The sequence below is a fragment of the Acinetobacter sp. 24-47-67 genome (assembly GCF_056779735.1).
Genome location: NZ_JBWYIK010000001.1, coordinates 543634 through 564455 on the forward strand (window position 1 = coordinate 543634; position 20822 = coordinate 564455).

Annotated in this window: 17 protein-coding genes; 6 read left to right on the top strand and 11 right to left on the bottom strand. The window is 39.2% G+C overall.

The window, feature by feature from the left end; genetic code table 11:
* Positions 1-21: 21 nt before the first annotated feature.
* From AC1M9K_RS02815 to efp, 3 genes are all read right to left on the bottom strand, one after another.
* A complete protein-coding gene (locus AC1M9K_RS02815; protein ID WP_481588442.1) occupies positions 22-324 on the bottom strand; it encodes a YbdD/YjiX family protein in 303 nt (100 codons plus the stop codon).
* Positions 321-2414: a carbon starvation CstA family protein gene (locus tag AC1M9K_RS02820; RefSeq protein WP_481588443.1), complete on the bottom strand. Its 2094-nt coding sequence runs from the start codon at positions 2412-2414 to the stop codon at positions 321-323. The genes AC1M9K_RS02815 and AC1M9K_RS02820 overlap by 4 nt, the downstream gene beginning before the upstream one ends.
* A 170-nt stretch (positions 2415-2584) precedes the next feature.
* Positions 2585-3154, bottom strand: coding sequence for an elongation factor P (gene efp / locus AC1M9K_RS02825; protein WP_035265851.1), 570 nt, complete (start codon positions 3152-3154; stop codon positions 2585-2587).
* A 347-nt stretch (positions 3155-3501) separates the two neighbouring features.
* Here efp and epmB point away from each other — a divergent pair, with 347 nt between their 5' ends.
* The 3 genes from epmB to AC1M9K_RS02840 are packed head-to-tail and all read left to right on the top strand — an operon-like array spanning position 3502 to position 8495.
* Positions 3502-4518: an EF-P beta-lysylation protein EpmB gene (gene epmB, locus AC1M9K_RS02830; RefSeq protein ID WP_481586652.1), complete on the top strand. Its 1017-nt coding sequence runs from the start codon at positions 3502-3504 to the stop codon at positions 4516-4518.
* 12 nt (positions 4519-4530) lie between these two features.
* A complete protein-coding gene (locus tag AC1M9K_RS02835; RefSeq protein WP_481588444.1) occupies positions 4531-6288 on the top strand; it encodes a GTPase in 1758 nt (585 codons plus the stop codon).
* Entirely contained in the window at positions 6285-8495 is a 2211-nt protein-coding gene (locus tag AC1M9K_RS02840; RefSeq protein WP_481588445.1) for an EAL domain-containing protein, read from the top strand. Before AC1M9K_RS02835 ends, AC1M9K_RS02840 begins: the two co-directional genes overlap by 4 nt.
* A gap of 57 nt (positions 8496-8552) precedes the next feature.
* Here the strand turns inward: AC1M9K_RS02840 and rpmE are convergent, their stop codons facing one another.
* From rpmE to AC1M9K_RS02860, 4 genes are all read right to left on the bottom strand, one after another.
* On the bottom strand, positions 8553-8777 hold the full coding sequence (rpmE, locus tag AC1M9K_RS02845) for a 50S ribosomal protein L31 (RefSeq protein WP_004971624.1): 225 nt from the start codon (positions 8775-8777) through the stop codon (positions 8553-8555).
* 216 nt (positions 8778-8993) lie between these two features.
* The gene (locus AC1M9K_RS02850; RefSeq protein WP_481588446.1) at positions 8994-9965 is read right to left on the bottom strand and encodes a bile acid:sodium symporter family protein; all 972 of its coding nucleotides are present in this window, start codon (positions 9963-9965) and stop codon (positions 8994-8996) included.
* A 100-nt stretch (positions 9966-10065) separates the two neighbouring features.
* Positions 10066-10467, bottom strand: coding sequence for a lactoylglutathione lyase (gene gloA / locus AC1M9K_RS02855; protein ID WP_481588447.1), 402 nt, complete (start codon positions 10465-10467; stop codon positions 10066-10068).
* Positions 10468-10476: 9 nt separating this feature from the next.
* Positions 10477-12654: an AmpG family muropeptide MFS transporter gene (locus tag AC1M9K_RS02860; RefSeq protein ID WP_481588448.1), complete on the bottom strand. Its 2178-nt coding sequence runs from the start codon at positions 12652-12654 to the stop codon at positions 10477-10479.
* Positions 12655-12837: 183 nt separating this feature from the next.
* Between AC1M9K_RS02860 and AC1M9K_RS02865 the strand changes: the two genes are divergently transcribed.
* On the top strand, positions 12838-15456 hold the full coding sequence (locus AC1M9K_RS02865) for a Lon protease family protein (RefSeq protein WP_481588449.1): 2619 nt from the start codon (positions 12838-12840) through the stop codon (positions 15454-15456).
* Positions 15457-15513: 57 nt separating this feature from the next.
* Here AC1M9K_RS02865 and grxD read toward each other — a convergent pair whose 3' ends face one another.
* Entirely contained in the window at positions 15514-15855 is a 342-nt protein-coding gene (gene grxD / locus AC1M9K_RS02870; protein ID WP_092766094.1) for a Grx4 family monothiol glutaredoxin, read from the bottom strand.
* Between the two features lie 161 nt (positions 15856-16016).
* Between grxD and AC1M9K_RS02875 the strand changes: the two genes are divergently transcribed.
* Positions 16017-17228 carry an aspartate aminotransferase family protein gene (locus tag AC1M9K_RS02875; RefSeq protein ID WP_092766093.1) on the top strand — a complete coding sequence of 404 codons (1212 nt, stop codon included), beginning with the start codon at positions 16017-16019 and terminating at the stop codon, positions 17226-17228.
* Positions 17229-17281: 53 nt separating this feature from the next.
* On the opposite strand, the gene AC1M9K_RS02880 is transcribed toward AC1M9K_RS02875, so the two are convergent.
* The 3 genes from AC1M9K_RS02880 to surE form a co-directional block, all read right to left on the bottom strand.
* The gene (locus AC1M9K_RS02880; RefSeq protein WP_179998372.1) at positions 17282-18214 is read right to left on the bottom strand and encodes a LysR family transcriptional regulator; all 933 of its coding nucleotides are present in this window, start codon (positions 18212-18214) and stop codon (positions 17282-17284) included.
* A 103-nt stretch (positions 18215-18317) separates the two neighbouring features.
* Positions 18318-19157 (bottom strand): peptidoglycan DD-metalloendopeptidase family protein, encoded by an 840-nt coding sequence (locus AC1M9K_RS02885; protein WP_179998373.1) that lies wholly within the window; start codon positions 19155-19157, stop codon positions 18318-18320.
* A 128-nt stretch (positions 19158-19285) separates the two neighbouring features.
* Positions 19286-20056, bottom strand: coding sequence for a 5'/3'-nucleotidase SurE (surE, locus tag AC1M9K_RS02890; RefSeq protein WP_481588450.1), 771 nt, complete (start codon positions 20054-20056; stop codon positions 19286-19288).
* Positions 20057-20347: 291 nt separating this feature from the next.
* Here surE and AC1M9K_RS02895 point away from each other — a divergent pair, with 291 nt between their 5' ends.
* Positions 20348-20746, top strand: coding sequence for an MCR_0457 family protein (locus AC1M9K_RS02895; protein WP_481588451.1), 399 nt, complete (start codon positions 20348-20350; stop codon positions 20744-20746).
* Positions 20747-20822: the final 76 nt, after the last annotated feature.

Here is a 20822-nt window from a genome sequence, read left to right on the forward strand (position 1 = left end):
TTTTTATTTAATATTAGAAAATTAACATGGACATTTTTTCATACCGCCTGCTGCACTTGGATAGCGTGCATCGACACAATAACGATGAAAAGTTTTTTCATCCATTGGCTCTAGGTCAGGGTGATGCTTTTTCATATGCTCTACATAGTTTTGGTAATCTGGCACCCCCACCATTAAACGAAAACTTTGTTGTAGCCGCTGCCAAATCAGTTGAACTGTTTTGATTCCATTCAACATTAAAAACTTCTTCGGCTGAGCCAAAATCGTGAATTTAATGATTTTACCCAATGCCAGCTTTTGACGAATTTGTTCTTTCAAACTCATTTGGTCTCTCCTGCAGGGACTTGATCAGTATAAATTGCTTCAGCTTCCTGAGCCGTTGGCTGCGGATTTGCTAAAGCACGACGAATCACTTTAATGGCAGCAAACAACATCACCACAGCAACAATCATAAAGAATGCACATAACGCAGCATTAATCTGATTAGATAAAGCAACAGTTTGCATTTCCGCAATGGATTTCGCAGGCGCTAAAATTTCGTTTCGTTCAATAGCCGCATTGAAACGATCTGCTTGTGCCAAGAATCCAATTTTTGGATTTTCATGGAAGATTTTTTGCCAACCAGCAGTCATCGCTGTAATGAATAGGAAAATCGTTGGAACAATGGTGACCCATACATATTTTTCTTTCTTCATCTTAAACAGAATTACGGTACCCAGCATCAGCGCCATCGCAGCTAAAATTTGGTTACCAATACCAAATAATGGCCACAAACTATTAATACCGCCCAGTGGATCAACTACCCCTTGATATACAAAGAAACCCCAGCCTGAGACTGCAACGGCAGTACCAATCAAGTTGCCCACAAACGACTTAGAGTTTTTAACCGCAGGGACAACGATCCCCACAGTATCTTGAACCATAAAACGGCAAGCACGTGTTCCTGCATCAACAGCAGTTAGAATAAATAGCGCTTCAAACAAGATCGCAAAGTGATACCAAAATGCCATCATTTCTCGACTATTAAAAATTTCAGTGATGATGTGCGCCATACCAATCGCAAACGTCGGTGCACCACCAGTACGAGAAAGAATTGTGCTTTCACCAACCTCTTGAGCAAGTAGTGTTAGAGCTTCAGGTGTAACCACAAATCCTAAATTACGTACCGCCTCTGCGGCACTTTCAACCGTCGTTCCTATCACCGCAGCTGGTGAGTTAATGGCAAAATAAACGCCTGGATCCAAGATCGTTGCACAGATCATCGCCATGATTGCGACAAATGATTCCATCAACATACCGCCGTATCCGATCATCCGGATATCGCGTTCATTATTTACGAGCTTAGGTGTAGTTCCTGATGAAACCAATGCATGGAAACCTGAAATTGCACCACAGGCAATGGTAATAAATAAGAATGGGAAAAGTGATCCAGAGAATACAGGTCCCGTGCCATCTACGAAGTGGGTAATTGCAGGCATTTTTAATTCAGGCATCGCAAATACGATACCCAATGCTAAACCTGCAATCACGCCAATTTTCAAGAAAGTCGATAAATAATCACGTGGAGCCAATAACAACCATACTGGTAATACAGAAGCGATGAAACCGTAGATAATCAATGCCCATGTTAACTCTGTACCAGATAAAGTGAATAATTGCCCCCAATAAGGATGTTGAGCAATATTTTCACCGTAGATGATACCGAGCATCATCAGTACAAAGCCAATGATTGAAACTTCGGCAATCTTTCCTGGACGGATATATCGCATATATACGCCCATAAATAATGCAATTGGAATGGTGGCAGCAATACTAAACACACCCCATGGACTATTGGTTAATGCTTTAACCACCACGAGTGCAAGCACAGCTAGGATAATGATCATTACCCCTAATGCGCCAAGCATCACAATAATTCCTGCAAATGAACCCAGTTCTTGTTTTGCCATTTCACCCAGTGAACGTCCGTCACGGCGTGTAGAAATAAATAAAACTAGAAAATCTTGGACTGCACCTGCCAGTACAACACCGACTAACAGCCAAATCGTTCCTGGTAAATAACCCATTTGCGCAGCAAGAATAGGCCCAACTAACGGACCAGCGCCTGCAATCGCAGCAAAGTGATGACCAAACAGAACACTTTTATTTGTAGGCACATAATCTAGACCATCCGCTAGACGGTGCGCAGGTGTTAAACGCCGAGCATTTAACTCGAATACTTTATTAGCAATAAATAAACTATAAAAACGATATGCAATACTGTAAACACAGACTGCAGCGAGTACGAGCCAAACTGCGTTGACATGTTCTCCACGACTAACCGCTAATATTCCAAAGGATACTGCACCGATTATGGCCACAATAATCCAAATCAATTTCGAAGTCATGGATGACTTCGGTTGTATTTGATCCATATCAAACCCTCATTATTTCGTATTTGCAATCAGCTCAATTTTATTATTCGTGTTACTGCTGTTTTCCCTTGCGACTATACTCCTCAATAATTCTTCTTTACCTTAGACCTTGGCATTAAAAAAGGGATGATTGTCATCATCCCTTTCGATAATAGTATAAATTTACACCATTATGCACGTTCTAAGTATTCACCAGTACGTGTATCAACACGAACGCTTTCTTCTTGTTGAACGAATAATGGAACACGTACTACAGCACCTGTTTCAAGTTTCGCTGGTTTACCACCACCGCCAGAAGTATCACCACGTACGCCTGGATCAGTTTCAACAATTTTTAATACCACGAAGTTAGGTGCATTCACTGTTAAAGGAACACCATTCCATAACATGATTGTGCATTTTTCGTTTGAATCGTCTTTCAACCATTTCGCAGCATCACCCATTGCAACTTTGTCAGCCGCAATTTGCTCGAAAGTTACAGGATCCATGAAGTTCCATAGTTCGCCGTCGTTGTATAAGTAGTCCATTTCTACTTCTACGATATCTGCAGCTTCTAAAGAATCACCAGATTTGAATGTTTTTTCTAATACTTTACCTGATTTAAGGTTACGTAATTTAACACGGTTGAACGCTTGGCCTTTACCTGGTTTAACGTATTCGTTTTCCATGATTGAGCATGGGTTACCATCAAGCATTACCTTAAGGCCAGACTTGAAATCGTTCGTAGAATAATAGGCCATGAGAGGCTCACTCCAAACTTACTAACTTTAATCTATTAATGCGATGGGCTGCTACACTGTCATTTAGCAAGGCTGACAGGTGCATGATATGCCACATGCACATGCATTTATGTTGCGTATTCTAAATGACCAACCTACTCTGCCGCAATGATAAATTCCGAAATACAACGTTTAAGCTGTCTAAGTTCCATGCAGAACTACTGTTGTAGACTTAATTTGATCATCTTTAGGCTTGAGTATTTTCATCCCAACATTCAATAAAGAAGGCTTAATCAGGACACAACTGAGTTTTTCAATGGGTTTTGATTTAAAATGAAGCCTTTCATCTCCCTCTAAATTTAAACTGTATGACCCACTATTTGTATCAAGAGCAACATTGGCAAAATCAACTAAGCGATTTAATCACTGACCCACATGAGCTCATTGAACTCTTGGAATTGCAACCAGAAGATTTAATACATGGTGCAATTTTGGCATCAGCCCAATTTAAATTAAGAGTCCCTCGCGCCTTCGTCGCGAAGATGCAAAAATCTAATCCTGATGATCCACTGTTACTTCAAGTACTCCCTCATCATCTGGAGTTAAATGAACATCCTGATTTTGTGACAGACCCCCTTGATGAGGAGGCTGCCAATTTAATTCCAGGTGTATTACATAAATATCAGTCACGTTTTTTACTGACTTTAACAGGTGCATGTGCTGTTCATTGTCGTTATTGTTTTAGACGTCATTTTCCATATCAAGAAAATTTACCTAAAAATGACGACTGGAAAAAAATACAAGACTACTTACTCGCTCATCCAGAAATCAATGAAGTGATCTTAAGCGGAGGGGATCCCCTAACACTTTCAAATCGTAAACTTGCCGTTTGGATCGATAGATTAAGTTCAATTCCACATCTTAAAATTTTGCGTATTCATTCTCGAGTTCCAATCGTTATTCCAAATCGGCTTGATGATGAACTTATTTCTCTGTTAAAAAACAGTAGGCTACGTATTATTCTAGTGGTACACTCAAACCATGCTGCTGAAATTGATGACTTTACCGCTTCGAAATTAATGCAAATTTCACAACAAAATATTTTGGTGTTGAATCAAGCTGTGTTATTAAAAGGTATTAATGATCATCCTGATATTTTGGTTGATCTAAGTCATCGATTATTTGATGCGCGTGTGATGCCTTATTATTTACATGTGTTGGATAAAGTGAAAGGTGCTCAGCATTTTGATTTACCAAGTGAATCTATTGATTCAATCTATAAAGAGGTTTTGGCAAGGTTGCCTGGATACTTGGTTCCAAAGCTGGTTAGAGAAATTGCGGGAGAACAGAATAAAACACCGCTTTATGGAGTTGCCACTTTTTAGAGACTCATTCACATGCTTCAGGCTCAGATTTCAGAAATTTTTCACTATCCTACTGCCTTGACTCGAGATCAACTGAGTTTTGCAAATGCAAATGTTCAGGACTTGGGTTTTTGGGCATCTCAACTTTCAATTATGCAATTAGGTGACACCTCTGAAGCGGTGTTGAAAGCCCTATATGAAATCGCTGAACTCAAATGTTCGGAAACATTGCGCTTTGATCTTATTCAAGCGCTACACCCTTTGATCGAAAATATTTTAGAGAGACTTGAAAAAAACTTTTTAAATCAAGGTCTTTTTCTATCTGACCGTAACAAAGATATTATAGAATTAACCACTCGCTTGAGAACATTATTTGCTGATATCTACATAGATATTGCACAGCGCAGTGAAATGCAGCTAAAACAACAAAAGTTTTCTATTTTGAAGTTTGCTCAAAAGCGTAATGTGAAAACTGCACGACTCCTTTCCAGTTATTACGCTCTTCAACAATTGGGTTTATTGCTAGTACAACAACAGATGCTTTATCGTTCTGCCTTGTCTAAGCAATGGTTAATGACCCATTATCTGTATGATTTGGCATTAAAAAACCAAGAACACACGGTGAATATTAATTTATTGCAAGGCACTCATCACGCTTTAAAAAATATTCAACAATGCTATGCCCAAGTCTTATTATTAGAAATATTTAATACTCACCAAATTCGTCCTTCTGAGATCTACGCGCTCTATCAATGCACAGCGGATTGGGCACAACTAGTGCAAGTTTTACCACGCGAAACCGCTTTATCTCGTTACGTTATTGATACCACTAAAGATCATCCGCCAGTTTACAACCGAAAACACCATGAGAGTTTTAAACCAAACATTTTCGTGGCGACACAATCGTTGCTTGAGCATGTAAACTTAACCATTCAAAAGGACAATGAATATCTATCTAAGAAAGAGAAAGCATATTTAACTGCGCCTCTTAAATTTCATGTACAAAATGTTTTAGGCTCGACCATTGAACGCAGACATGAACGTTATGAACATTCCGCTCAGTTACAACTCTGTTTCAGTTTACTTACCGCACATTATTATCTCTCAAAGACCAAAACTTTTAGCGAAACCTTGCGACTAACACCGCCTAAATCAAAATCAGAAGACGAGTTTGCGTTTACATATTTAAATGACTACCCAGATGCCTATACAGACAAATCAAACAAAGTTCTAGATAAACAGGCACGTCAAATCCATGCGGCTCAAGTTTTAGATATCAGTTTAAATGGCTATCGCGTACGTTGGTTAGAAGAAGAAGCACCTCCAAATTTGAGAACTGGTGAATTTATCCTGATCAATGAGGGGGTGAACAGCAAATGGAAAGGTGGTGTAATTCGTTGGATTAAACAATCTGTTAAAAAAAGCTATGAACTTGGGCTTGAAGTGATTGGACCCGACATCCACCCTTGCGCCGCAAAAGTTTATACAGATCGAAGTTCTTTTAATTATCATCCATGTTTATTTGTACAAACCTTGAAGATTGATGCTCCACAGCATTCTCTTATTTTGCCAAATTTACAGTTTTTCAAAGAACAACAATCTATTTATCTACGCTTAACTGATCAAGATATCAAAGTAGAATTGATAAAGACCATGCTCATCACACAAAGTTTTGTTCAATTTGAATTTGAATTATTTAATGATGAGCAGCAATATTTGATTGATGAATTTTTACAACATCAAAACCTTGAATCAAATCGTTTTCAAGACGTATGGGAAGCATTGAAGTGAAAAACCTACTTCTATCAACACAATTAAAGCAATCTGGAATGCGCTTACTCATTGTCGATGATAACCAGATTCGTTATAACCATATTATCTCTTTACTCGAAAAACGCGGGTACAAGGTAGAAGCTGTGCTACTCGATGATCAAGTGAGTCTTGAAAAGCAACTTCATTTAGGTTGGGATTTAATTCTGTTTGGTCGTGCCTATGAACTGACCTTAACTCATTTTCTTCGACTGCTTGCAGATTCTGATAAAGCTTTTACCCCAACACTTTATCTAGCTCCAGAAGCGCTAGAAATGTCTGAAGTAAAACTCATTTCGATGGGCATCTATGATGTTTTAAATATTGATCAACCTGAACAATGTTTACTTAAAATTATTCGAGCATTGGCTTTTAGTCGCTTACAAAAAAATCAGATGCAATTAACGGATGTACTGAAACACAATGTTCAAATTAAACAAAATTGGATCGAAGAGCATAAAAAAGCAGTTGCAATCATAGAAGAAGGGATTGTCGTTGAATGCAACCATGAGTTTACGCATTTATTTGGCTTCAACACGTTTGATGACGTTATTGGATCCCCGCTCATTGATTTAATACAACCTGAGGATATTCAATCTTTTAAAGCACGATTTAAAAAATTAGCTTTCGGTAAATTTGAGTATGGACCTTTTGAACTGATTTCTCTTAATCCACAGTTAACACATCAAAATCCAGTCCAAATTGAATGTAATCCTACAGATCAAAATCAAATCATTGAAATTACGATTTCAACGCATTTTCAACAGGATGATCAACCATTTAGTCCTCAACTTGAGACTGCACCTCACCAAGACAGTAGAATTGCACCACACACAACATTGGCAAAAATTTTACAACATCTTGAAGAACACCCTGCTCAAGAAAATGCTTTGGTCATCTTCAGCCTAGCCAGTTGTCCAGACTATATCTTGAGTTCTGATTGGGATACTTTTAAAGGCTATTTCGGCAAACTTTCAGACTTTATTCTCGAACAGACCAATGGCGCTGTATTTAAAATTGAAACAGCCCTGTATGCCACTATCATTCAAGCTGAAACGATTGAAGTTCTAAAATCAAGACTCTCTGCACTACATGCGCTTGAAAAACCTAGGCTCGTCAATCTGGGAGATCAAACCTATCAACAGCATGTCAAAATTGGTTATAGTCTCTTCAAACTGTCAGATTTAAATGTAGATAATTTTGAACAGCTCATTGCAAATGCTTATAACACACCCCTACCCAATTTATTGAGCAATGATGCTGCTTTAGAGACAACGCTTGAAGAAATTGAAGAGATTCATTTTGAAGTTACTCAAGCAGATGAGCCGACCTCTATTCAGTTGAATACACCTTCTTCTGAAGTAGAGCCTGATCATTCAACAGAATTTGTATTTCAAGCAATTGAAGAACCTGTACAGTCAGACGAAGTTCACGGCGATATCCTAGTACATCTTCGTAAAGTTCTTGAACGCGATCAAATTACGCTAAAGTTCCAACAAATCTATGATAAAGAAGACACTAGTCTTAATACCTATGAAGTAAGCAGTGGGTTTATTTTTGAAAACCAATGGATTCAATTGGACGATATTGAAGAATTGGTGGGTGACCCTGAGTTGTCTATTAAAATTGACCGATGGATTTTGGTTGAAGCAGCAAAGCAACTGCACAATTTTTTAACACAATATCCTGAAGCTAAACTGATTATTAATTTACGACACCATGTTCTTTTAAAGCATCATCAATTGGCAGAATTAATTTCAAAACTGCTCATGATTGTAGGAGCAAAAGCACCTCAACCACTGATTTTACAGTTTAAAGAAAAATACATTGCTCAACATTTAAATGAAATTCTGCCTGCGATTGAGGTATTGAGAGCACAAGGTGCAGATATTGCCGTTTGCGAGTTTGGATTAAGTAAATGTAGCGATCTCATTCTCAAAGTTGCCAATATTCAGAATTTCACGCTGCATGAAGAATTCACAGATGATTTAAATACTGAAGAAGGTATTGAACGTTTTAAACAAGCGATTGAATACTTCAATAGTCATCGATCAGTCAATTTATTACTCAAAAATCTCAATGATATGAATAGCTTTGCCAACGCGTGGAATGTCGACGTGAGATTTTTACAAGGTGATTATTACCAGCGTAAATTGGATCAGCTCATGAATGTTCAAGATCAAAGTTAATTCCAAATTTTGGACATAAAAAAACAGGCTGAACGCCTGTTTTTTTTATTTTGGGTATTAACGTTTGATAGAACGTGACATACCAGCAAAACGTTGTTTGAACTTGTCGATACGACCGCCAGTGTCAACGTTCTTTTGCTTACCAGTATAGAATGGGTGGCAAGCTGAGCATACGTCTAGGTAAAGTGTTTCTTTACCAACAGCTGAACGAGTTTCGATTACGTTACCGCAAGAGCAAGTAGCAACTAATTTTTCGTATTTTGGGTGAATATCGGCGCGCATGGTCGATTCTCCATAGAGTTAAGAAGGCTTTAGCTGTCATCGCAATTGATCACTCTCTTCATCCATTACAACAGACGCAGAGGAAAGGCTGAAATACAGCAGATCAACACCACAACAGACCATTCTTTTGGCCCACCGAGACGGCTTCCGTCAGAGCTAAGCACAACAAGTGGACGACATTATACGCCACTTTATTTCAGATAGCGAATTTTTCCTTTAAGACTTTTCAATTTGCTTGGACCAATGATTTGCAATAATTCCGCACACCATTAATTGGATTTGATGGAAAATCATAATTGGCAATATGATCATCCCCATAGGTTGTCCAATGAAAAGAATTTGCGCCATAGGCACTCCACTTGCGAGTGTTTTCTTAGAACCACAAAAAAATACAGCAATTTGATCGGCACGATTAAATCCAAACCACTTTGGGGCGTGATAGGCTAAAAGCATAATCAAAGTCAGAAGCACAGAGCATGCAATAATTAACCACATTAAGGTCACCCCACTGACTTCATTCCATAGACCTGCTACGACTGCACTACTGAATGCGCCATACACCACCAAAAGAATTGATCCTTGATCAAAAGTTTTGACAATACTCGGGGCTTTTTGAATCAGAGGAAAAACGATAGGACGCAATAATTGTCCCAGAATAAATGGAACCAATAAGAGCAGAATAATTTTGACTATCGCATTGGTTGGATCGAACCCATGATCAGACTGACCTAAAATAAATAAGGTCACTAATATAGGAGTGATAAACATACCAATAATATTAGAGAATGAAGCACTACACACAGCACTTGCGACATTACCACCTGCTACAGAAGTAAATGCAATAGAAGACTGAACTGTTGAGGGTAAAAAGCACATAAACAAGAAGCCCCAATACAGTTCTTGTCCAAGTAGCGGTAGCAATACAGGTTTAGCTATTAATCCTAGAATTGGGAAAACTGCGAACGTCAGTGCAAAGACCAAACTGTGTAATTGCCAATGTTTAATGCCTTGAATCACCGCCTCACGTGATAACTTTGCACCATGTAAAAAAAATAGGATTGCAATTGCAATCGTGGTGAAATAAGAAAAATAGCGAGCAGCAACACCTGAAATTGGCATCACTGACGCTAAAATCACCATAACAAACAGCAATATCGTGAAACGATCTAACGCTAAGAGCTTTAGCACCCCATATCCCTCTTTTTATTCTATCTGAATTGAAAATAAGCCCAATACACATTGATTGGGCTTATCTTTAAAATTTTACTCACAAATCAGCGAGTGAAATTTAATTATTTCTCGCGTTACTGTCTTGTTGAATAAGTTCAATCTTGTAACCATCTGGATCTTCCACAAAAGCGATTACGGTTACGCCGCCTTTCATTGGTCCAGCTTCACGGACAACGTTACCACCACGTGCTTTGATTTCTTCACACGCCTTATACGCATCATCCACTGCGATCGCAATATGACCATACGCATTACCCAGCTCATAGCTGTCTGTATCCCAGTTATGCGTTAGCTCAAGAACAGTATTGTTTTCTTCATCACCATAACCCACAAAGGCTAAAGTGAATCGACCTTCTTCATAATCACGTTTACGAAGCAAAGTCATACCGAGTACTTCAGTATAGAACGCCAATGAACGCTCTAAATTGCCTACACGTAACATGGTATGTAACATTCGCATAAAATTTACCTATTGATTGAAAGATGTACTTTTCAACTGATTTAACAATTTCGCCACCCAAATAACAAGTAACAAAATAGGTAAACCCATTAAAAAAGTCATAAAGAAGAATGATGAATAACCGAAGCTTGTCACTATTGTACCTGAATAGCCACCAATCATCTTTGGAAGTAATAACATCAATGAACTAAAAATTGCATATTGCATTGCTGTAAATGAAACGCTAGTCAAACTTGATAGGAACGCAATAAATACTGCACCAGCAAGTCCTGATGCGAGATTGTCAAATACAATCCCCATCACCAGCCACACCTTGCTATAAGGGACAACCACTTTACCTTTGAGTTCGACTATTTGATCACTATCAACTTGAACAGCTGGAAGATCAGATAAAGCCATACGTGACTTCGGTTGGATCGTTGAAACTGTTTTATAAATATGATCTTGGGTTAATTCATGCGCCTGACCAGCATGCTGCACAACCGCTTGCACCGTAAATTTAGTGTGGTCTTTTAGACTGTCTCCGGGGACGACCACGCTCCAATTATTTTGATCCAACTTCGCAGGTATCACTTGCTGATTTGAAATACGAATATTCAGTGTTTGTAGTGTGCTTTCAGCTTTTAAGTTCGAGAGTTGACCGCGAATAATGACATCCTTGCTTAACTCATCTTGGTAGAGAACATTATCCCCTCCAATGGCTTGGATGAAAATCTGAGAATCATCCTGACTCGAATAGCGTTGAAGCGGGATTTCAACATTCAGGGCTTTATCATAACCATCAGGGGTGGATAACACTTGAATACTATTATGTTCAGCAAAATTAGATGCAGGGAGCTTTAAAGACCAGTTCCCCACTTCATCAGGAGTCACTTGATGCTGTTGACCCCCCATTTGTACCAAGACTTGATTCATCGTTGGTCCAGATTTTACGAGCCCCACAAAGATGAGATTGGTCGTGCTGGCAACAATAGCGCCCACCAACATCATTTTCATAATGTTATAACGCTGAGCTAATAAGCCTCCAAGGAAGCCACCTAAAATTACAAAAAAAATGGCGAAAAACTTGTTAAACCAAGCGATTTCTTCTTTATCAAAATTCAAATCAAGATAAAAAAGATTGGCAACCACTCCAGCGACAATATCTGAAATTCGATAAAAACCAATGAGTAATAAAATAGCTAACGCAACTTTCAAACCATAACGTTTGAAGAAATCTAAAATCGGTGATAGCCATGTCTCGACGACTATTTTTTCATCAATGAGTTTTGCTCGGATTAATCCAAATACGACTAGCACAGCCAACGCCACACTCGCGAAGAAACGTAAAACTTGCCCGATAAATGACAAAAAATTACCATCAATATTTAACTGTGAAATCCAAGCACCAAATTGGAGAAACCCACAAACGAAAACTACTGTTGAAATCACAAAGACGATAAATAACTGAAAATAATCCTTTGCTTGATATTGATGAGGTTCTTGATTTACTACCGGTTCATGAATCACTAAAGTCGTCACAATCCCAATCATCATCAATCCAGCCATAAGTAAATAGGTGGACTGCCACGCCTCATAAATATAGTTACCCATGGCTGTACCAAGTGATGCAGCGAAGAGTAATGCACCGAGCTGAGTTACAATGGTCGCAATTCGATAACCTGCGTTATAGGTCGAAGCCATAACCGTCTGAACACTCGTATCTTGTGTCAACTCAATACGATAAGCATCCACGATAATATCTTGTGTCGCTGATGAGAATCCTAGAAAGATTGCGGATATCGCCATGAACGTTAAACTTGAAAATGGCCCTACACTTCCTCCATGAATACTCGGATCAGTAAATGCCATTGAACAAATAGCAATTGCGACCAAAATCTGAGAAACCAATAACCACCCTCGTCGTTTACCCAATTTCCTTGTTAAATAAGGCAATGGTAATCGGTCAATCAAAGGTGCCCAAATGAACTTGAAGGCATAAGCTAAGGCTGCCCATGAAAACATGGTAATGGTACTACGCTGAATACCGGCTTCACTCAACCAGAAAGATAGAGTTGAAAAAATCAGAAAAATTGGGATACCTGATGAGAAACCCAAAAAAAGCATAATGATCGCGCGTCGATCAAGAAAGGCTTTAAATGCCGAAGTCCATCCAGCTGATTCTGGTGACGAAGATTGTGATGTCATTGCGTTGTTATTTTCAGTGAAAAGTACTCTCGCTATTCAACTCTGTAATGCGCTTGGTTTCAATATAATTTACGCAAACTTCACCGAGTATTTCATCAATTTGATCTATCTCAACTTGATATTTTTGGCTAAACCTGTATACCTTAAACTATCAAATGTAAATTATAGTTTTGGATTTCACCTGTGACCCAGAGACACGATCAAATTAGTTCCACCGCAGTAGCTTTAACCACGACATCCACAAACTTAGAACAAAACTCGCAAAACAAGCTCCTATCCGTATTTGAACTTGAAGCCACGCAAAACACCTTGAATGCAACAGCACTCAAACCAGAACAACTGACGCATATTCCAAATTATGACAATATTCCTGCGTCTACAAAACGTATCAAGCCTCTTAATAATTTTTTAGGACAAGATCGTGCTAAAGCATCTGTAGAAGCAGGCATTGCCCTTCCATACTCAGGTTATAACATCTTTGCTGTGGGTACGGCAGGGTTGGGTAAACGCACCATGATCAAGCGCTTACTCCAACAACATGCCAAAGATATGCCGACACCGGATGATTGGGTTTATGTATACAACTTCAAAAATGCACGCAACCCAATTGCGCTTAACTTTCCTGCAGGACAAGGCGCAAAGTTTCAAAGTACGCTACATCAAACATGGCAAACCATTTTCAAACAGCTCGAACGTCGTTTTAGTGCTGAAACGTATCACAATCGGATAGAAAAAATTCGTTTAACGACAGGTCATGAACAACAACAAGCTTTGATTGAGCTCACCAAAGAAGGTGAAGAGCTTGATTTAAAGTTGATCAGTCGTAATGAAGAACACTGCTTTATTCCTGTTCATCTTAAAGACAATAAAATTCAAGAGATGTCTCAAGATGACATCAATGCACTGAGTAGCAAAGAACGTTCTGAAATTGCGTCCAATATCCGTTATATGGATAAAAAGCTTGAGCGTTTAGGTTTACAAATTGGTGATCTTGAAGATGAAGCACGTGATATGGTGTCTGAGTTGAATCGTGACATTGCCAAACAAGTCATTATTCCTCGCATGGAACATATTTTAAATAAATTTCCAGATATCAAACATCTTGAACAATACTTAAAATTATATGCTCAAGATATTATCGACAATGTGGAAACCGTACTAGAACAGGAAGAAAGTGATTTTTCACCTGCATTATTTAACCGTATCCCTGCGCGTTATCAAGCAAATTTAGTCATTAGCAACAAGCCAAATTCTGGGGCACCAGTCATCTTTGAAGATTTCCCCACACATTACAACTTACTTGGCCATGTTGAACAATTAACGCAAAATGGCACTATCAGCACTGATTTCACTTTAATACGACCTGGTGCACTGCATCGTGCCAATGGTGGTTTTTTAATGCTTGAGGCTGAGCAGCTTTTAGAACAACCTTATGCATGGCAAGGACTCAAACGAGCGATTAAGTCTGGTCAAATTAAACTCTCATCTCTAGAGCACATGCTAACGCTGACGGGCAGCATTTCAATTGAGCCAGCATCGATTCCATTACAATTGAAAGTCATTTTAATGGCTGAACCAGAAATCTATTATGAGATTCTGGAGGTGGAGCCTGAGTTAGGAAGTATCTTTAAAATCAGAGCTGATTTTACTGACACATTACAACGTAATGACGAAAATGAACAAGCTTATATGCATTTGATTGCAGACTATGTTCAATCCTCTAAACTACTTCCATTTGATCGTTCTGCCTTGGCTGCTTTACTGACCGACTCAAGTCGTCAAGCAGAGGATCAGAGTTCGTTGTCACTACATGCCTTAACTTTAGGTGATCTGATTCATGAATCTCATCACCATGCATCCAAATCTAATGCAACTATGGTGACAGCAGAACATATCGGCACTGCGCTCAAACACCGCCAATATCGTCTAGGTTATTTACGAGAGTTGTACTGGCAAGATTTATCTCGTGGTACACAGCTTATCGAAACGCGTGGTCATCGACTCGGTCAGATAAATGCTTTGTCCGTGATTCACTACGCCGATGTCGAATTTGGCCTACCATCACGCTTGACTGCTTCAGTGTATCAGGGTGGCGGCGATATTTTAGATATCGAACGTAGCGTGGAGTTAGGTGGTTCACTTCATGCTAAAGGTGTACTATTAATGTCGTCTTTCTTAAAGGCACATTTCGGACGTGAACAAACCTTGCACTTCTCTGCCGCTTTGGCTTTTGAACAAAGTTATGGTCAAGTCGATGGTGATAGTGCAACCGTTGCAGAACTCTCCGCTTTAATTTCTGCGATCAGCCAACTGCCGATTGATCAGTCATGGGCGATTACGGGTTCAATGAATCAACTGGGTCAAGTACAACCGATTGGTGGCGTCAATGCCAAAATCGAAGGTTTCTTTGATGCATGTAAACTTCAAGGTTTAACAGGCAAACAAGGTGTCATTATTCCACGTCAAAACATGCAGCATCTAATGTTACGTCAAGATGTGATTGATGCTGTCGAGGCCGGTCAATTCCATATTCATGCCATCAACACAATTGATCAAGCACTTGAGATTCTCATGGCGCGTCCTGTCGGAGAATTAAATAAAAAAGGTCGCTATACCAAAGGATCAATTTACGCTGCTGTCATGGAGCAGCTAGAATATTGGCAAGCCATTGAAGATGGCGCTGAAATTGAAGAAGAGCCAAAGAAAAAGAAAAAAAAGAAGAAAAAAGACAAAGCTAAAAAAGATAAAGCGATCAATGCTGAAGAACAACCTTCTCAACTCGCTGATGAGACTTCAAACTAATTTGAAGTTTTCAAAATAAAAAAAGCACCCATCGGTGCTTTTTTTATTGCGCTTAAATTAAGCTTCAGGCGCTGGGCTATATTGCTCCACGAGCGTTTTTAATTCGCCTGTTTGGAACATTTCTAGCATAATATCACTACCACCGATCAACTCACCATTGATCCATAATTGTGGGAATGTTGGCCAGTTTGCAATTTGTGGCAAAGTCGCACGAATGTCTTGGTTTTCAAGAATATTTACATAAGCAAATGGGCGACCAATTTGGCTCAATGCTTCAACTGCACGTGCAGAGAAACCACATTGTGGGAACTGTGGTGTGCCTTTCATATAAAGAAGAACTGCATGTTTTGCAATTTGATCACGAATTAACGCTTCTGTATCACGCACTTGTTCAGTCATTGATTAAATCCTCAACTATTCTGCCTGCATTATACCTAAAACCGCCGTAAAGAGTATGGATTGCTAAATTTTTCCAGTTTAATTTGCAATTAGGCTTTTAATCTTAAGCAGATTTTGCTTAGATAAACTTTTATTTTCCACCTAACAAATACGAGTTAGACATGAACAATATCACCCTCGCTCCAGTTCAAACTGATCAACCATCTCATTTGATGCCTGTATTCAGCCGTCAACCGATCAGCTTTGTGCGTGGCCGAGGTTCGTATCTTTATACAGCTGAAGGTACAGAATATTTAGATGCGCTGACTGGCATTGCAGTATGTGGTCTAGGTCATGCACATCCAGTTTTGGCAGAAGCAATTGCAGAACAAGCGGCGACGCTTATTCACACCAGTAATATTTATGAAGTACCTTGGCAGACTGCAGCTGCGCAAAAGTTAGCTGAAGTGTCTGGTATGGAAGAAATTTTCTTCTCGAATAGTGGTGCTGAATCAAATGAAGGTGCAATTAAAATTGCGCGTAAATACGGTCATATGCAAGGTATTGCTTTACCGAAAATCATTGTCGCTGATCATTCTTTCCATGGTCGTACAATGGCAACACTTTCTGCGACAGGCAATAAAAAAGTACAAGAAGGATTTGGCCCGCTCGTTGAAGGTTTTATCCGTGTACCTTTTGGCGACATTGAAGCAATTGAAGAAGCAGCAATCAACCATCCAGATATCGTCGCGATTCTCGTTGAACCGATCCAAGGTGAAGGTGGTGTAAATACAGCACCTCAAGGTTTTAGTTATCTTGAAGAAATTCGTCAAATCTGTAATCAACATAATTGGTTGATGATGCTAGATGAAGTTCAAACAGGTAACGGTCGTACAGGAAAATATTTTGCGTATCAACATACCAATATTATTCCTGATGTCATGACGACAGCTAAAGGCTTGGGTAATGGTTTCCCAATTGGTGCAGTGATGACTCAAGGTAAAGGTGTAGGTATTCTTACTGCAGGTAACCACGGATCAACTTATAGTGGTACTGCATTAGGTTCACGCATTGTCTACACGATTATCGATTTGATGCAAAAAGAAAATATTGTTGAAAACGCAGCAACAATTGGCCAATACTTAGTTGATCAATTCCGTACACAACTTGCAGATCAAAACGTTATTGTTCGCGGCTTTGGTATGATGATTGGTATTGAATTACCAAAACCATGCGCAGAGTTGGTGGATATTGCACGCATAGAGCACAATCTAATTATTAATGTCACCGCAGGTAATGTCGTTCGTTTGTTGCCAGCGTTGAATATGAATCAAGAACAAGCTGATGATTTATTAAAACGCTTAGTTCCAGCGATTAAAAACTTCTTGGCTTAAGCCAAGATCAATAAAAAAGCCGCATATTGCGGCTTTTTTATTAAGAAGAACACTTAAGATGCTTCTTGAAATACTCGACCACCAGGCAACTGGCTGAAATATTGTTTTAAAGCATCTAGGCAGCGATGAATTTTCATTGGTTGTTGTTCACGTTTTAATGTCATTGCATTCAAAGTGTATGCAGGTAACTTCCATTCAGGTAAAACTTCAACCAATGTGCCATTCATTAATTCTTTTTGCACATCTAAATATAATAATCGCGCAATGCCGTGACCATTTTGGCACAGTGATTTAGCGACATAAACATTGTTTGTCTGTAAACGATTTTCCATGGACACATTCACCAATTCACGCGATGTACTGTGTTCAAATGTCATCATTTGCTGATTTTTTACAATATTTACTGGAATCAAATCATGCTGTGCTAAATCTTCAGGTCTTGAAATAACTGCATTTTGATTCAAATAACTTGGTGAAGCCACCAAGACTTGATCCACACGTGCAAGCGGCAGACAAGATAAGTGATTAGACTCATCCACGCGAGAACACATTCTCACTGCAATATCGATTCTTTCTTGAATCAAATCGACAAATTGATTTTCAACTTCAAAGTGAACGGTTAAACCACGATGTGCCGAAATCCAATGCGACAACGCAGGAACTACATGGGTTGCACCGAGTTCTGGCGTTGTTGCAATACGTAAATCACCAACTAAATCGTCTCGTAACTCATTAATTCGAATTTTACCGCGCTCTGCTGCAGCGAGCATTTCTTGACAGCTATGAAAAAAGGCCTGCCCTGCTTCCGTTAAACTTAGTTTTCTTGTGGAACGGTGCAGAAGTGTTACTTCCATTTCTTGTTCTAGTGAACGAATTTGCTGACTAACTGCACTCGTCGTAATGCCTAAATCTCGAGCAGCACCACTGAAAGAGCTTTTTTCAACAACACATGCAAATACGCCCATCGAGCGAAGTTGATCTAACATAAATTTCCCTCTGAAATTATGAGATGCTTCTCTAATTAACAAAAATTAACAAAAGCAACTCATTGTATTATACGAAGAAATTGTTAAATTGCACTAAATATCTTCAGTTGATTGGCAAAATATTTGCTGGATTGATTGGCTTACCATCTAAACGAACTTGAAACTCAAGCATCGTACGGGTTGCACCACTCGAGCCCATTTCTGCAATTTGTTGCCCCGCACTTACGTTTTGCCCACTCTTCACTAACATCCGGTTATTGTGCGCATACGCAGTGATATAACCATCAATATGTTTAATGAGCACCAAATTACCATATTCTTTTAAACCATCAGCTGCGTAAACCACTTGACCATCAGCTGCTGCAAAAATTGGATCACCAACATTGCCACCAAAACGTAATCCCTTGACATTACTTGCCACATTGAAGTTTTCAATGACTGGACCATTCGATGGTTTCACCCAGCGTAATGAAGTTGCTTTAGTCGAAGTCGTCGGTACTGCAGCAGTTACCGCTGGTACTGGTGTGGTTTGTGGTGGTGGCGTAACCACAGCTGGTTTTGTTGGTAACTGAATGGTTTGACGTTGAATCTGAGTTTCAGTCGCTGTCAAAGGACGCGTGGTCGAACGTGTCACTTGTCGATTGCCAGAGGGTTTTAATCTTAAAGATTGATTTACATAGATGCGATAAGGCGGTGCAATATCATTCATCTCCGCAATGCTCAAATAGCTCAATCCATAACGTGCCGCAATTTTACTTAAAGTGTCGCCAGAACGAACTGTATAGAAGTCAGGAGCGACCGCATAACGAGCAGAATTGTGGATTTGGGGTTTCGATGCACAGCCCGACAAACCAAGAAAAGAAGCGACAGCAACCGCGATCAATGCTGAGTGAATAGATGGTTTAGACAACTTCAAAACTGTTTTGGGTCTGGCCAAAAGCATGATTTCCCTCTCTGACAAAAGATTAAAAAGACTGAATTCGGCTTAAGAGTAGCAAAATTAATGCTAAATTCACCGTTTCAAATATATTTTTCACAAAGTTATAACACATCCTACCTGTGGTCGTTCAATTAAAGCCCTAACTGAGACTCAAGTGAAGTCAACACCTGATAATTGGTAGCATCCATTTGGATCGGTGTCACACTGACATATCCATTTGCAATGGCATAAAAGTCTGACTGATAACCCAGTTGGCTTTTTTCGGGATCTGTTACGGCTTCTCCAGCCAAACCAATCCAAACAACTTGACGGCCTCTAGGATCAACTTGTGTGGTAATCGGTTTCGTTTGTTTTCTTCTTCCTTGATAAGTCACCAATGTCCCTTTTATTTCAGCTGTATCAGGAATATTAATATTGAAAATATGACGCGCTGGTAACTCAGGCAAACCATTTTTAATAAATTCATATACCCATTTTGCAGCTTGTGCATAATCTTGAGCATCTTGATACGAACGAACATTTGGACCAGCCAATGAAACTGCGATTGCAGGTTGTTTCATGAGTCGGCCTTCAAACGCGGCCCCAACTGTACCTGAATACAACACATCATCACCTAAATTCGCTCCACTGTTGATCCCGCTTACAACAAGATCAAATTCAAAATCAAATAGACCATTCATGGACAGATAAACACAGTCCGCTGGCGTGCCATTAATTGCCCATACATCCTCTGAAATTTGCACGGGTCGCAATGGACGATCAAGCGTTAATGCACTTGAAAAACCACTCCGCTCACTTTCTGGAGCAACCACTACGACTCGACCCAAAGGTTTTAATGCTTGTGCTAATGCTTGTATTCCTGGTGCGAACACACCGTCATCGTTGGCAATCAAAATATTCAAAACAATTCACTCAATTCATGTAATCCCATCTGTTCGATAGCCTAATCAAAATCCCCCCACACAACAATGAGCACACGTTTGGATGTTGAGGTTTTAAACGCCTTTAATCTTGATAATCTGCTTATCCTTTAATCTTGAGAACTACACAAGTAGTCATCCCCCCTGTTCAAACCTGAACTTTTCGTCATTAGTTTCTGAGTTCCAACAGCATTAATACACTTTCTGTATTTTTTAAACACGAAAAAAGATTATTCTATTCTTATAACTAACTTACTAATTTTTGAGTCATTTATGCAAAAACGTTTTTTACAATTGATTTCAACCGCATTTATCAGCAGTTCAATGTTGTTTTCAAGTTTCACTTTCGCCAATACTCAAGACTTAAAAGAAAATATCGAAGTTACTCAACAAAAAGTGACTAAAGATGAACTCGCTGCAATCTATGTCTTTTCAGAATCATGCCCAAGTTTAGTGGAAGAAGATGCAGCGTTTAAAGCAGGCTATCAAAAGCTATTAAAAGACTATTTACCTAATGAAAATTCACCTCAAACCACGCTGAACAATCTAATTAAACAACAGGATTATCAGCAAGCATTAGCTCAAGCGAGACAAGATGCGAAAAACGCTGGAGATAAAGCAAATCAACAAGTGTGCGAGGATATAAAAAAATATCAGTCTTCAGTTAAATAGAGCACGAAATAGTTACAATTCGATTGAAATAAGCCGACTCCGCTGCTAGAAGTCGGCTTTGCTTTGTCCTAGAATG

Coding starts and splice junctions, on each gene's coding strand:
- AC1M9K_RS02885 (WP_179998373.1), bottom strand. CDS start 19,157: ATGCTTTTGGCCAGACCCAAAACAGTTTTGAAGTTGTCTAAACCATCT.
- efp (WP_035265851.1), bottom strand. CDS start 3,154: ATGGCCTATTATTCTACGAACGATTTCAAGTCTGGCCTTAAGGTAATG.
- rpmE (WP_004971624.1), bottom strand. CDS start 8,777: ATGCGCGCCGATATTCACCCAAAATACGAAAAATTAGTTGCTACTTGC.
- AC1M9K_RS02815 (WP_481588442.1), bottom strand. CDS start 324: ATGAGTTTGAAAGAACAAATTCGTCAAAAGCTGGCATTGGGTAAAATC.
- AC1M9K_RS02860 (WP_481588448.1), bottom strand. CDS start 12,654: ATGACATCACAATCTTCGTCACCAGAATCAGCTGGATGGACTTCGGCA.
- AC1M9K_RS02875 (WP_092766093.1), top strand. CDS start 16,017: ATGAACAATATCACCCTCGCTCCAGTTCAAACTGATCAACCATCTCAT.
- AC1M9K_RS02895 (WP_481588451.1), top strand. CDS start 20,348: ATGCAAAAACGTTTTTTACAATTGATTTCAACCGCATTTATCAGCAGT.
- AC1M9K_RS02835 (WP_481588444.1), top strand. CDS start 4,531: ATGCTTCAGGCTCAGATTTCAGAAATTTTTCACTATCCTACTGCCTTG.
- gloA (WP_481588447.1), bottom strand. CDS start 10,467: ATGCGAATGTTACATACCATGTTACGTGTAGGCAATTTAGAGCGTTCA.
- epmB (WP_481586652.1), top strand. CDS start 3,502: ATGACCCACTATTTGTATCAAGAGCAACATTGGCAAAATCAACTAAGC.
- grxD (WP_092766094.1), bottom strand. CDS start 15,855: ATGACTGAACAAGTGCGTGATACAGAAGCGTTAATTCGTGATCAAATT.
- AC1M9K_RS02820 (WP_481588443.1), bottom strand. CDS start 2,414: ATGGATCAAATACAACCGAAGTCATCCATGACTTCGAAATTGATTTGG.
- AC1M9K_RS02880 (WP_179998372.1), bottom strand. CDS start 18,214: ATGTTAGATCAACTTCGCTCGATGGGCGTATTTGCATGTGTTGTTGAA.